A 14,570-nucleotide genomic window follows, 5' to 3' on the forward strand; every position below is an offset into this window, starting at 1 on the left:
GCTTTGGGCTTCCAGTTTGACAATCGTTGTCGCCGTGCCTATATAATTCGCGCGCCGAATTATTTGGAGGTTCACAATGTCTTCATTGTGGGACTGCAACAGGAACGGGCTCGCAAAATCTGTAGCAGCAGTTGGAATGGCGGCGCTTTCTCTTTTCTTCAATCTGACTGTGTCTCTGGCGCATGCACAGGCTATAGGCAGCGGACAGATTCAGGGAACTGTCACAGACACGACTGGTCTGGCTGTGCCGGACGCAAAGATCGAAGCGATTCAGACAGAATCGGGTTTCCGGCGTGTAGTTACCAGTGATGCGCAAGGTGGATACAACCTCCCGAGTCTGCCGGTCGGGCCTTATCAACTGTCCGTAAGTAGAGATGGTTTCAGCCTCTATCGCCAGTCAGGCATCGTCATCCAGGTTGGCAATAATCTGCGCATCGATATGACTCTGCAACCGGGTGGCGTCACACAGACCATCCAGGTACAGGCGGGAGCCTCGATGGTGCAGACGGAAGACCAGTCGGTTTCCCAGGTCGTCGATCAAAAGAGGATCGTGGATATACCCCTGAACGGCCGGCAGGCGACGCAGCTGATTCTATTGACCGGCGCATCCACCACTGCTCCCGCGGGCGACAACGTGGGCACAAAGAATTATCCGAGCTCTGTAAGCCTGTCAATTGCCGGAAGCCAGGGAACTATGACCAACTACCTGATGGATGGCACCGACAATAATGACGCGCTGACCAACGTGAATCTGCCATTTCCATTTCCTGACGCGCTTCAGGAGTTCAACGTGGAGACTTCCGGTCTTTCGGCGCAGTATGGGCTGCATCCGGGAGCGATTGTCAACATTGTGACCAAGCGGGGTACGAATTCATTTCATGGCACCGTGTTCGATTTCTTCCGCAACGGCGCACTGAATGCCAACAGCTATTTTTCAGCGACCCGGGATTCGCTGAAGCGCAATCAATTTGGAGGCGTGCTCGGCGGACCGATTGTGAAGCAGAAGCTTTTCTTCTTCGGCGGATATCAGGGCACGCGCCTGCGCCAGCAGTCGAATAACATCACCAGCTATGTGCCTACGCAGGCGATTCTAAATGGCGACTGGAGCGAGTTTGAGTCGGCCGGCTGCCACTCCAATGGACAGGCGTTGCAGCTGATCAATCCTGCGAGCGGGCAGCCGTTTCCAGGTAATCAGATCCCAACCAGCTCTTACAATGCATCGGCATTGGCGATTCAGAAGTATCTTCCTCTGGCAACGAATCCGTGCGGGAAGATCGTATATGGCGTTCCCAATCCTCAGAATGAGGATCAGTTCATCGGACGCATCGATTGGACCAGAAGCGATAAGCAGAGTTTTTATGGCCGGTACTTTCTCACACACTTCACGCAGCCGGGATTCTTCGGCGGCAACCTTCTGCAGTCGCAGCCGAATCCCGCTCTGAACGATCAGGCGCAGACCGTGTCGCTCGGCCACACGTGGTCAATCAGTTCGAATCTGGTGAATTCTTTCCGCCTGGGAGGAACGCGCAATCGCATCAGCCGTGGCAGCGCATCCGACCTCATTAATCCACAGGATGTGGGGATCAATATCAGCGCCCCGGTTCCAAACTACATTTACCTTGCGATATCCGGTGATTTTACGGCTGCGTGCGGAACCTGCGAGAGCTACCAGATCGCCACGAATGCCATCAATGTGGTGGACGATCTCTTCTGGACAAAAGGGAAGCACCATTTTGCATTCGGCGCGAATTATCTTTACAACCACCTGAACCTGCAAGGCACAAATAACGCAAACAGCCAGCTCACATTCAACGGCCAATTCACCAAGGATGCATTGGCTGACTTCATGCTGGGCCAGCTTTATACCATCTACCAGGGAAATAACACCGGAAGCACATGGCGCAAGAACATCATCGCCGGATATGCACTCGACACTTACCAGCTTTCGCCGAGAGTGACGATCAATGCCGGCTTGCGCTGGGAGTCCGATCTGCCGGAGGTTGAGACTGCAGGCCGGGGCGTGAGTTTTTCTCCTGCAGCCTTTGCTGCCGGAACCATTTCTCAGGTATACAAGACGGCGCCCGCAGGGCTCCTGTTCTATGGCGATCAGGGAATTCCTAAGGGCTATATTGAGCGCCATCTCGACCACTTCGAGCCAAGAATCGGTATTGCATTCGATCCCAGAGGAAAAGGCGAGGAGAGCATTCGTGCTTCGTACACGCTCGGCTTCCAGACGCCGCAGATATATCTCGAAGATCGCTTTGAAAACAATGCGCCCTGGGGCGATGCAATTACGCTGACGGCACCGGCTGGCGGATTGTCGAATCCTTATGCCGCTTATCCCGGAGGCAATCCGTTTCCTCAGCCATTCCCGCCAAATCCCGAGAACGCATTCTTTCCCACGCAGGGCTCTTACTTTGTATTTCCTGTCAATCTGAAGCCAAGTTATGCGCAGACATGGAACCTGACTGTACAGAAGCAGTTTGCGAAGGACTGGGTGGCGACTGCAGCCTACCTCGGCAACCATGTTCTGCATATCTGGGCAGGAAATGAACAGAATCCCGCTGTCTACATTCCGGGAACATGGACTGGTCCCGGTAGTTGCGGTCCGCTTACAGTTTCACCTGGAACTGGAGCGGCCTGCTCGAGCACAGGAAATACAAACAGCAGGCGCACTCTTGCGCTGCAAAGCACAGCAAAAGGCGCGTACTTCTCGCAGGTATCGGAGGAGTACGATGGCGGCGCGTCGACATATAACGGCCTGTTGCTCACGCTCCAGCATCGCTTTGCGAACTACTTTACTTTACTGAGTAACTACACCTACTCGCATTGCCTTACCGGTGCGACGGATGTGGGAGATCTCGGTGGAAATACTTTTCAAAACCCTGCAAATCCCAACGCAGACTACAGCAACTGTGGTGAAGATTTACGGCACAACTTTGTAACTTCGGTCGTAGCCAGGAGCAGCGTCAGTGGCGGCGGCTGGACGAAGTCACTCCTCGATGGATGGCAGCTTGCGCCGATCTTCACGTGGGCGTCGGGCATTCCCGTTACGCCGCTGACTGGAACCGATGTCTCGCTGACTGGAGTTGGACTCGACCGTCCCAACCTTGTCGGCAAGCCCTACCTGCACGGGGCTGGCCGCACAAAGTGGCTGAATCCCGCTGCATTTCAGGCGGCTCCTAAGGGGCAGTTCGGCAATACACGCCCGTATTCGCTCTATGGACCGAACTATATCAATCTGGATGGGGCGATTATGAAGTATATCCCCTTGTCGGAGGCGACACAGCTTGAAGCGCGCGCTGAGTGCTTCAATTGCGTGAACCACCCTAACCTTCCTCCGCCGAACAATGTAACGCTGTCGAATGCAAACCTGTTCGGAACCATTACAACGGTTACGCCCTATGCTCCGAGAATTCTGCAACTCAGCCTCAAGATCGATTTTTAGAAGGCCAGTGGTTGTGCAGGAATGTAGCAATTTAAGCGTATCGATCTAAGGACTTCTGCTGAGCGCGAGATTGCAGACGTTCTAACTCATCTCGATCTACTTACAAGAGGAGTGAAGAATGTTATTGAGAAATACCGCGTCTGAATGTGTTCGAAGGACTTCGGAAAGATTTGCAATCCTCTGCACAATGGCCTCTGTCCTCTGCATAGTTGCGCAGGCACAAAGAGCACACCAGACGTCTGGGGTAACCATCGACGGCTCCATCACGATTGTGGAGAGCGCAGGCACTCCCGGACCCATCAAGCGAGCTACAGAAGATCTGCGGAGCGACTTCAATAAGGTTTTCGGGCAGGAGCCGCGTGTGGTGAGCAGCCTCGATGAAGCCGGGCCGGTCTCTCTGTTGATTGCGCAAAGCACAGATCTTCTACCAGGCATGAAGTGTGCAACGACGACGGATACGGAGAGCTTCGCATTTTCGATTGCTGGTACATCAGGCAGGAACAGCGCGAAGCGCATAGTTTGCCTGACAGGCGCAGACATGCGCGGAACGATATTTGCCATCTATGAGTTTTCCCAGCGATACCTGGGCATTGATCCGATGTATCTCTGGACGGACAAACAACCGGCAAGACGAAGTTCCATTGCGTTGCCTCCGGATTTCGCGCATATCTATCCGAAGCCTGTGTTTCGGTATCGCGGATTTTTCCCTAATGACGAAGACCTGCTTACCGGCTGGATTGCACCTGACAAGGGCAACCAGACAGGGATCTCTCTCAAGGTGTGGGACAACGTGTATGAAACCATTCTCCGGCTCAAAGGGAATATGGTTGTGCCGGGAACGTGGACCTTTCCTGACGATGCACCGGTGCACCTGGCTACGGAGCGCGGGCTGATCATCAATCAGCATCACGCCATTCCGCTTGGCGTGAATGTGGCTCGCTGGCCGCAGGACGTTCCATACAATCTTTCTACTCATCCTGAGATTCTTGAGCGCGCCTGGACGAATGCCGTCGCAGATTATAAGCCGGATGAAGAGATTCTCTGGAGTGTTGGGCTGCGCGGCCTGTCAGATTCAAGCTATGCATCGCTGGATCCCAGTGTTCGTGACAACGATCCGCTGCTGGGGCAACGGGTCAGCCAGGCCATTGCCACGCAGATGAAGATTGTGCGGGCACGTTATCCGAAGGCTCAGTTCGTCACCGATCTGTGGCAGGAAGGAGCGCGTCTGAGGCAAAAAGGCTATCTGAAGATTCCGCCCGAAGTGATGCTTGTATGGGCTGATACCGGATACGGCGACATGCAGGATGGTGGGCAGGTAGCTGCAGGGCAGGGCGCTTACTTTCATGTCGCCATGATGAATGGCCAGGCCAATCAACTTTCAGAGATGGTTCCGGTTGCGCGTATTCAATCGGAGCTTGGCCGGTATATCCACGCCGGCGCTACATCTTACCTGCTCGTAAATACGAGCGACATCCGGCCGGTCGCCATGACAACCCGCGCTCTGATGGAAGTCGCGTGGGCGGGAGTTCCTGAAGGAGCGAATGCAGACGATGCCTTCTACCGCCGCTGGGCCACCGAAGAGTTCGGAGCGAAGTCTGCCGACGCACTGACGTCAGTGTACAAGGAATATTTTGCGGCTCCATCGATACGCCCGAACCTGCCTCCTCCGGGAGCGCCGAACACAGCAGCGTCGCCGCTGCTGAGCAGGATTCCCCGCGAGTATGGCGATCAGCACTATCACTCGGAGATTCGCCGCATTCTTCTCGAAACATTGAGCGAACACCAGGTGATTGCCATGCCGAGCCAATCGCCGAAGTGGACGATGCCGCGGGTTTTTCCATCGCTCGACGAGCAGGCGCAGCATGCAGCGCTCGAGCATGATATTCAGGAATGCAACGAAGCACAGCCGCGGTGGGATGCAGTGTGGGACCACGCGGTGGCAGCCGAGAAGATGATCGATCCCGATCGTCGCGAATACTACCAGGCGGCGGTTCTTACGATGATTACGATCAACCGCGAGAGCAATCGTGCTCTTGGACTGGTTGCAAAAGCAGCCGAGCACGCCGGGGCGGGAAAGACAGACGAAGCCCGCACAGAAATTGCCGACGCTCTACGCGCACTTGATACCGTACAGGAGTCCATGAGAAAGGCTGAATACGGCAAGTGGAAGAACTGGTATCGCGGAGACTGGCTGACCGGTGTCTATCGCACACACGAACTGGCGCAGAGTTATGAAGAGCAGTTGGAGGATTCGTTTGCGAGACTGCCTGCACCTGTTTCATGGAGTGGCTGGGAAGCATACTTCCACATCATGAGGTATGAGGGAAATCGGACCGTCGATGTGCATTAGATCCAGCCGGCTTATCTCCTGGTGAAACTAACTACAATTTCTGTAGCTTTGTAGTTCGAATTATCTTCTGGCAGGACCGTCAACTCATAAGTGTCAGTAGAGGCTGCGCGCAATGTTGCGCCTTCGACCCTGGCGATCTGCAGTGGCGTTTTCAATTGAAGTGTGGTTGGTGCAGATGAAGCAATGTCAGCATCGATATGTAATTGATTCCCGGTCCATCTGAGGCTCTTGATTTTTATTTCAGTGCTCACATCGCCGATCTGCAGGCTACGTTGCGTTTGAATAATGGATACGCCTTCGGCAAAACGCAAATGACAATGGCTGAAACCTGTGGGTACTTCCACTTCGAGATGAGCCTGATCTTCTTCCGGGAAATGACGCATCTCCGCTTTCACCGGATGCCCATCTACATCCGCGCTAACCAGGCGTGCCCCAAAGGGTAAGTGTGGCTCATAGAGAACTTTCACTGGCTGACCATCATTGTGTAGCTCAAGGTCAAGGCTTTCTGGGGCCTGGCGAAGAGTGAAGGACAGCTTCGAGTGAGGCAGTGAGATGTTCTCAATGGAAACATCTGTCCACTGAGCAGGTAGACGGGGCGCGAAGACAACGCTGTTTTGCAGTCCGTTGATTTCGAGACCGAAGAGTCCGTCAACTGTCGCATTCAGCAGGCCCGCGGATGACCATGTTTGTTCGGGAACGGATTCGAGCTGCGGATGATAAACGTTTCCGGCGAGCACTTCGTGCAGATGGCCCAGAGAGTCAAGCGTGTTCCAGGCGAGAATGTCATGCCAGATGGAGAAAGCTGCATCCGGGCGATGTGCTTTCCAGAAAGTCAATGCCGCGTTAGCTGAATTCAGTGCTGAGACACTGCCTGCAGCATAGGAATAAGGATTGAAGATCGGCGAATCGGATGCAACACTGCGCATGCCCCAATCGGTCTGAAATTGAGCAGAAGCGAGTTGATTAAGGAGATCTTCATTCTGCTGCGGAGAAAATATATTTTGCCGAATGACGGAATGAAATCCGCTGCGGCGAGTGAAGATGGGTTTGCCCGACGCTGTGTGCCCATCGATCCAGAACTGATGAGTTACGTCCCAGTAGTTCGCTGCAACTGCAGTTCGTGCAAGCAGGCTTGCTTCAAGCGCTCCCTCGGCATCCTGCTTGTGCCCTGTAAGATTGGCAAGGTCAGCAAAACCTTCGCTGGCTGCTATCCATGTCGAAGAGAGTCCAAGGTCATCATCAGGCCTTTCCTGTTCATTGCCACCTTCTTTGCCTTCAGGAATATGCGGAAGATGATCCCGCGGGTTGATGATGGACCGGCAGTAGCGATACGCAGCATCAATGGCTGGCCAGTGTTCATTGGCGAAGGCGGCGTCTCCAGTAACAGATACGTAGTGTGCTATGACAGCGAGGTAATCGAAAGTGATGTCTACATGCACGAACATGTAGGGATATTTTGACCAGTCGATATATCCGGCGCTCTGCGAAATCTCGTGCCAGATCATTCCCGTCTTCTGGTCCTGATACTTTGCGATGAACTCCAGTTCTTCTCGCGCCCTTGCATATTGGCCAGCTGAGAGTAGACCATTCACCGCGACCAAGCCGTCTCCGGCAAAAAACCAGTCATATTGCGGGCGGCGCTCGTTTCTCGATGGTCCATATCCTGCAACCACGCCGCAGCCAATCTTCGGGTTGCAGACCCATGCCTGGTCGAGCGCGATGTTCGCCCATGCCAGCGTCTGATTGACCTGTTCATCGGGTGTTCGGATCTGAAGTGACGACCTCTCAAGGTTTGCGTAATGAGTTTTAGATTGCGCTTCCAGACTCGGCAGACTTGTCATCAGCGACTGAATGGTAGCTGAGGCATCGCCGGTTCCCGAAGAATGGAGCGCGATGAAAACCTCTGCTGTTCCTGCAGAAGGCCGCAGCGTAAATGCCAAAGCATGATCAGGCCGTAGTGTGCTGTTGGCTGTCTGGTCGTGAGCGATGATCTGAGGCGATGCAACAACAGCAGAGTTGTTGTGCGAGGATTCAGAGATTACATATCCCGAAGCGGCAGGATTCCATGAGGTACTTTGTCCTCCAACGGCTCCGGGCCACATGAGGTTGAGGACCGGTGTGAAATGCACCACGATGTCGATTGCCTGTTGAGACTTCACCTCATAAGTAATGATGGTTGCGGGCTGGTCGATAGGGACGAAGAGCTTTTCATTCACTATGTAATCAGAGCCGATATATATACGAGTGATCGAATCCGGGCGATAGATCACGCGCTTCAGCAATATCCGCCCGTCGGCTTCGCTGGTAGTTCCTTGCGGCTGAAAGCCGACACGATAGCCTGAAAGTATCTGGAATGGATACGCCCACGCTTCCAGTCCCTGCTGCGAGTAACCCATAAGTGCAGCGCGTTGTCCATGGACAGCCACGAAGCGGTCTGCCGCGGATGCGTCTGTGCTAAGTGCCAGGCCCTCTGAAGAATTCGAGACTGGTTGTTGAGCTAGTGCGTGGGCAGATATTGCCAGCAGAAAAAAACAAAACAGACTTCTCAGGATTTGTTTCATCTTGGCTCGCGGGAATGACTCAAGAAATCGCGTAATGCAGCTTCATTTACGTCGTTCTAAATAATAAGGGCGAACCTGGTGGTTCGCCCTGTATGTTTTAATCCTGTTTCTAAAATTGGAAGCGCGCCGCGAATTGCAGCCTGCGCATCGACGTTCCGTCCTGTGTGGCGACGATGCTCGAAATGGTGCCGGCATTGCCGTCCTGGCAGTCTACGCAGGAATCAGGTTGACCAAGGTTAGGGTGGTTGAAGACGTTGAAGGCTTCAGCGCGAAGCTGGAATCGGATGCCTTCACGAATATCGAAGGACTTGGCGATCGACAAGTCTGTGTTGAAGAGTCCTGGACCGAAATACGAGTCACGCCCGATATTGCCGAATGTGCCGATGGCCGGGCGGGAAAACGCGCCGAAAGACGATTGCGGGCCGCTTGACTGCAACACATAAGGCGAAGGCGTGTAGTACTGAACCTTATGCGCGACAGGATCAAGTGAGCCAGCGCTCAAATTAAAACTCGCTCCAGTGCGGTTGAGATAGCAAATGCCAAGGTCGTTGTCTGTTCCGCAGTTGGTGTAATTCGGAGTAAACGGCAATCCCTGTTGCCAGGTTAGAGACCCATTCAGGGCAAAACCGCCAATGATCTGATTGAGCCAGCCGGGAACATTACTGCCAATGGCCTTGTTGCGCCCAAACGGCATGTCCCAGTTGCCGGCAAAGACGAAGGCGTTAGGCCGGTTGTAATAGCTCGGTCCCCAGCCTACGCGCGGATTGATGGCGAAATAATACGACTCATGCGCCAGGGCGCGTGACCAGGTGTAGTGCGTGAGGAATTGCAGCCCGTTGCTGTAGCGCTTTTCCAGCTTTACCTGCAATGCCTGGTAACTGGTAGTAGCCTGGTTCGCGTTGTAGCGCAGACTCTGCGTCCATCCAAAAGGCTGGCCGAAGGTGAGACCGAGTTGACTTTGTGCGGTGCCATCAAAGAAGGGACGACGCTCATTCTGCGTATAGACCTGGCCCGTCGTGGGATTGATCTGATTGAAGCCGGCGATCGTCTGCTGGTTTGGATCAAACTGGTTCGATGAGTCGAACATGTTATGTACGCCGTGGCTGCCGACGTAACCAATCTGCAGCGACAGCGTGGGAGTGATTTCCTGCTGCAGGGTCAGGTTCCAGGCGTCGAGAGTTGGCAGTCGAACCCATAGCGGTCGAGTCGGCACTCCTACGCCATCGGGTAACGGATAGTTGCCGTCGGCAGGAATGGGAGTAAAGGTAAATGACGGTGGTCCTTGCGCGATATTGAAAACAGCCGCTGCATTCGAGACCGGGTTCAGGTTTTGCGAGACCTGGGTCGGATAGGAGAAGGTCAGCACTTCGCCGAAGGTGTCGCCCGACCACCCCTGACCATAGACGCGGCCATATCCGGCGCGAACCACAGTTGTCGGCAGCACCTGATATGCAAATCCAATGCGCGGAGCAATATTTGTCCAGCTCTTTTCTACGTTGAGATTAGTGCCGTAATTTCCGTAACCAGCGATACGGATATTTCCCGTACCGAGGTCGAGCAAACCGCCGCGGCCTTTGCCATTTACAGATTCAGGGAAGTACCATTCCCAGCGCAGGCCGTAGTTCACGGTGAGCTTCGGCGTCACTCTCCACTGGTCCTGTCCATAGTAGAAAAAGCGCTTCTGCCGTTCCTGCGCGTCGGTAAATTGCGTCTGTGTGCGCTGGAAAGCTGTTGCATCTCCAAGCAGGAATGTAGCGAAGCCCAGGCCGGAGGAAGTCGATCCGGTGGCCGGGTCAAGAACGCCCGCAGTGCGTGTCTGTGCAAAGTGAAAGTTGCCGGAGCGCAGATTGTTGTTGTCCAGCCCGATGAGGTGGTTCAGCCCATAACGCAGATCGACCCCGAACTTGATATTGTGGTTGCCCATCTGGTGAGACCAGTTATTCACGACCTGATACTGGCTGGAGTTCTGCAGGAATTGTGCCGCCGAAGTTCCGTATTCAAGGTTGCCGCCGCCGTTGGTGCCGTTGCTGGCGTTATCGATGTTGAACTGCGGAAGTCCGCCGTTCAGTGCCAGATCGCCGACATTCGTGTTGGGAATCCCAAGTTCATTCCCGAGCGGCTGGTCGAAGTCCGGTCCGTTCTCATCCACATGGATGCGGTAATAGCCGAAGCGGAAATCGGTGAGCCATGAGGGAGAAACAACATAATCACCGCCTGCAGCAATGCTCTGGTCGCGCGCATCGTCGGTGCCCGCGAAGCCGCCGCTGCCGAAGCCTTGTCCACCAGCGGCTCCAAAGTATGGCGCGCCTGAAAGCTGAGAGCCAAAGTAGGTGTAACGTCCGAAGAGATGCAGTTTGTCACCTTTCCGGCCATCAACACGGACATCGAACTGGTTCGTGTTGAAGATACCGAAACCTGAGGCCGCATAGTTATTGACGATGCCGGCGCCGGCTACATTAGGCGCAGGAAGCATGGTGAAGAATTTGACGGAAGGCGCAGCCAGGCGATTGGCAGGAATAATGTTGTTGGGGAACGGGGTGCGTCCTGTCAGACCTGTCTCATTGGTAGCGGGATCAAAAATCTGGCCTTGCCCACCTTGCAGATAATCACTGAGATTGCAATCTCCTGAAGTGCAGGTGGAGCGCGCCAGTTGCGTTGGTACCGTTGTCAGTATGGCTGAGCCGGTTTTCTCGCGAAGGCCCTGGTAATCGCCGAAGAAGAACAGCTTGTCCTTGAGAATCGGGCCGCCTACTGAGCCGCCAAACTGGTTATGCAGGTTCGGCGCAATGTATCGTCCCGTTAGAGGATCGCGTGTTGACTCCGCAAATGGATCGCGAGCCTGTTGCGCATCGGAGCGGCGGTATTCAAACGCCGAACCGTGGAATGCATTGCTGCCTGATTTTGTTTGCGCCGTTACCAGACCGGCGACGGCTTTGCCGAACTCGGCGTCATAGTTTTGCGAAGTGACTTTTTGCTCAGAAACGGAATCGAGGTTGGGATTGATAACGGCAACGCCGATGATCGGGTCCTGATTGTCAGTTCCATCCAGCTCATATCCGGTGGCAAAGGGCAACTGACCATTTACTTCGATCTGCTGGCTGCGCTGCGGGTTGTTGGCTTCTCCTACGTTCCATCCGATGTAGGTAGTTCCCGGAGTAAGCAGCTCAAAGGCGGTAAAGTTCCGGTTCAGGTTGGGAAGGTTCTCCACTGCGCGGGAATTGAGAATCGTGCTGACGTCGGCCCGGTCTGCTTCGAGCAGAGGCGCCGCGGCACTGACCGTCACTGTGTTCGAAACTGAGCCTATGGAAAGTTTCAGGTCCACTTTTGGCTGGGTATCGGCATAGACGATCACATTATCGGCTGAGCTGACATTAAACCCAGTCGCTTTGGCTTCCACCTTATATGTATCAGGGATAAGGTGCTGAACCGTATAGGCGCCGCTCTCATTGGTCTGGACACTGACCGATGTTCCTTTGCTGATATCGGTGACGGTGATGGTTGCATTCGGAACAACAGCGCCGGTGTTATCGGTAACCGTTCCAAATATGGAGCCGTAGACTGCCTGGGCCCTGGCGGATGAGCTACCGGCAACTAAGCAGAAGAACACGAACAAAACCAACAGGGAACCGCGGGAGAATTTTTTACCTGGAGCCTCACTGCTTTTCATTTACTGCCTCCTGAAATCTGCCAACAAGAAACATGAAGAGAGCGAAAATGCTGCTCTCTCCGCATAGGGGAAAAGAGACTGCTTATTTCCGCGAATCCGCCATGTCTGATTCACTTCGGCGGATGTTTATGACTAATCCATCCAGGCAACGCAGCAATAGCTTGAATTGCTGGTCAAACTGTTGAGTCTGCTCTTATGTTTATGTAAATAACAACGCTTTTACGGTGATTTGACCCGTCAAATGCCATATGCAACAATCAACTTTGCGCGATGGCAGTGTCCCATAAGCCGTTTGAAATCCGTAGTATGGGGCTGGAAGATGAACGATGGGCTTTAATTGAGCGCATTGCATCGAGCCGGCACCTGAAGTCGTCGGTAAGACTGCGTGAATTTTTGTTTTATACGGCCGACTGCGCGATTCGTGAGGCGCCGGAAGAGGCGACAGAGCAGCAAATCGGGATTCGGATTTTCGATCGTCATCCCGGTTACAATTCGAGCGAAGACAGCATCGTCCGCACTCATGCCCGGCTCTTAAGGCAAAAGCTGGCGGCCTATTTTGCTGAAGAAGGCGCAAACGAAAAACTGATTGTCGAAATTCCCAAGGGCCACTATCTCCCGATTTTTGTATCCCGGAAACAAGAGATCAAAGCTCCCGAGCCAGTCCCACTGAATGAAGAGCCATCCGGGATCTCAGTTCCTGACGACACTCAGAGCAACAAAAAATTCTGGTCGTGGAAATTATTGCTGCTTGTTCCGGTCGTCGCCGTCGCCGCCATTCTCCTCTGGCAAAAGGGAATTAAGCCGGCTCTTGTCGTATCCCCTGTCGAGAAATTCTGGAAGCCATTCCTCACAGATGATCCACCGCTCGTAATTTTCAGCAATGCCTTATTCACCGGTGACTCCACGAACGGCCTGCGTTATGCCAGTCCGCTTGGGCGGGAAAATACGCAGGAAACAGGTGACTATATAGACACATATACTGGCATTGGAGAGGTTGCATCGGTCTACACGCTGACCAGGCTTTTTGATTCCCACCACACGCGCTTTATCCTTAAACGCAGCCTGCTGACCACGTGGGACGAAGCTAAAACCAGGAATCTGGTGTTTATCGGATCCATCGCTGAAAATATATCTCTGCGCGTACTGCAATCCACCACGGACTTCACCATGACGTCCGGCCCAGGATTTTCAGGATTGGTGAATCATCATCCCAAACCAGGCGAGCCGCAGCTCTATTCCCGGCCCGAGCGCCCGCTGACGAAGGACTATGCAGTTCTGGCGCTTGTGCCCGGTGTGCAGTCGGGCAGGAAAATGCTCATCTTCAGCGGGCTGACAACATTCGGGACACAGGCAGCGGTCGATTATGTGTGTCATCCCGATACAGTTGCGGAACTGCTTCGGCAGGTCACCGGACCAAAAGGAGAGGTCCGCCCGTTCGAGGCGGTGCTGGAGACAGATATAGGCGGCGGTGTCCCCTTGCAGACGCGCCTGGTAACCGTGCGCGTGCATTAGGTTCGAACTCTACTGGATGGGCTGGAGCTTCAGTTCATTCTCCGAGTGAGCCTTCGCTGCCAGTGCGCTTTCTTGTTTCGCCTCATCTTCCAGCCCGACTTTGCGATACGCCTGTGCGAGCAGCGCATGCGTGTTGAAGTTGCCCGGGTCCATCTTTTCGGCATGCTTCAGATACAGAATGGCGGTCTGCGGATCGTCCCGGCGCAGCAGGACCTTGCCCATCAGGATGAACGGTCCGGTACTGGAGCGGTTGAGCGAAATAGCCTTGGTCAGTGCCTCCTGCGCTTCCTGGAGCTTTCCGATACGGCTGTAAATATCTCCCAGGCGATCGTAAGTGGCAGCGTAGCCGGGATTGATGCGCCGCTCCTCTTCAAATTCGTGAGTCGCGTGTTCAATATCAGATTTATAAAGGTAGATTTCGCCAAGCGTGAAATGAGCCAGGGGGAGAGTTGGAGCCATCTGCGCTGCCTTGCCCGCCTGTGCTAACGCGAATTCGGGAAGGTTGGCGTTCATCAGCATGGTGGCCAGGATCAGGTAGGCTGATGCGGATTCAGGAGCGACTCTGAACTCAGTTGCAAAGGCGCCGCGGGCATCATCATATTTGCCCGCGGTCATATAACAGAGGCCGAGCACATAATTTGAATCAGCATTGGCATTTGGCATCCATTGATGCACGCGAGCCAGGTAGGGAATAGCTTCAACAGGGTGTCCCAGGCGGTAAAGGGTGAGTCCTTCCATCTGCACGGACTCAAGATCAGCGGGGTCTTCTTTGATAGCCGCATCAAAGGCCTTCTGCGCTTCCATCAGCTTGCCCGTCCGGTAGTATGCGATTCCCAGAATATGCTGAATGCCTTTGACCGGCGGCTGTGCCGTCTCCAGTTGCTGCAGGTTGGCGATGGCTTCCGCATTCCTGCCCTGGCGCAACAGGCTCTCTGCGTCAGCGAGAGATGGTTGTGGCGTCTGACCAAACGCGGCGAAAGCTGAAGCGAGTAGTACTGTCACAAACGCAGAAGCGCGCATTCCTCTTTCAGC

At 54.2% G+C, this 14,570-nt stretch carries 6 protein-coding genes; 3 read left to right on the plus strand and 3 right to left on the minus strand.

What is annotated here, in order from left to right:
- Nucleotides 1–76: 76 nt before the first annotated feature.
- Both AC5S16_RS00190 and AC5S16_RS00195 read left to right on the plus strand, forming a co-directional pair.
- Nucleotides 77–3,448 (plus strand): TonB-dependent receptor, encoded by a 3,372-nt coding sequence (locus tag AC5S16_RS00190; protein ID WP_493927982.1) that lies wholly within the window; start codon nucleotides 77–79, stop codon nucleotides 3,446–3,448.
- A 187-nt stretch (nucleotides 3,449–3,635) separates the two neighbouring features.
- On the plus strand, nucleotides 3,636–5,798 hold the full coding sequence (locus AC5S16_RS00195) for a glycosyl hydrolase 115 family protein (protein WP_493927983.1): 2,163 nt from the start codon (nucleotides 3,636–3,638) through the stop codon (nucleotides 5,796–5,798).
- Nucleotides 5,799–5,809: 11 nt separating this feature from the next.
- On the opposite strand, the gene AC5S16_RS00200 is transcribed toward AC5S16_RS00195, so the two are convergent.
- Together AC5S16_RS00200 and AC5S16_RS00205 are read right to left on the minus strand one after the other, a co-directional pair.
- Entirely contained in the window at nucleotides 5,810–8,224 is a 2,415-nt protein-coding gene (locus AC5S16_RS00200) for an amylo-alpha-1,6-glucosidase (RefSeq protein WP_493927984.1), read from the minus strand.
- A 244-nt stretch (nucleotides 8,225–8,468) separates the two neighbouring features.
- Entirely contained in the window at nucleotides 8,469–12,026 is a 3,558-nt protein-coding gene (locus AC5S16_RS00205) for an outer membrane beta-barrel protein (RefSeq protein WP_493927985.1), read from the minus strand.
- Between the two features lie 306 nt (nucleotides 12,027–12,332).
- Here AC5S16_RS00205 and AC5S16_RS00210 point away from each other — a divergent pair, with 306 nt between their 5' ends.
- Nucleotides 12,333–13,538 carry a hypothetical protein gene (locus tag AC5S16_RS00210; RefSeq protein ID WP_493927986.1) on the plus strand — a complete coding sequence of 402 codons (1,206 nt, stop codon included), beginning with the start codon at nucleotides 12,333–12,335 and terminating at the stop codon, nucleotides 13,536–13,538.
- Nucleotides 13,539–13,547: 9 nt separating this feature from the next.
- On the opposite strand, the gene AC5S16_RS00215 is transcribed toward AC5S16_RS00210, so the two are convergent.
- Entirely contained in the window at nucleotides 13,548–14,558 is a 1,011-nt protein-coding gene (locus tag AC5S16_RS00215) for a tetratricopeptide repeat protein (RefSeq protein WP_493927987.1), read from the minus strand.
- Between the last annotated feature and the right edge of the window lie 12 nt (nucleotides 14,559–14,570).

Source organism: Acidobacterium sp. FHG110202_01 (assembly GCF_059115305.1).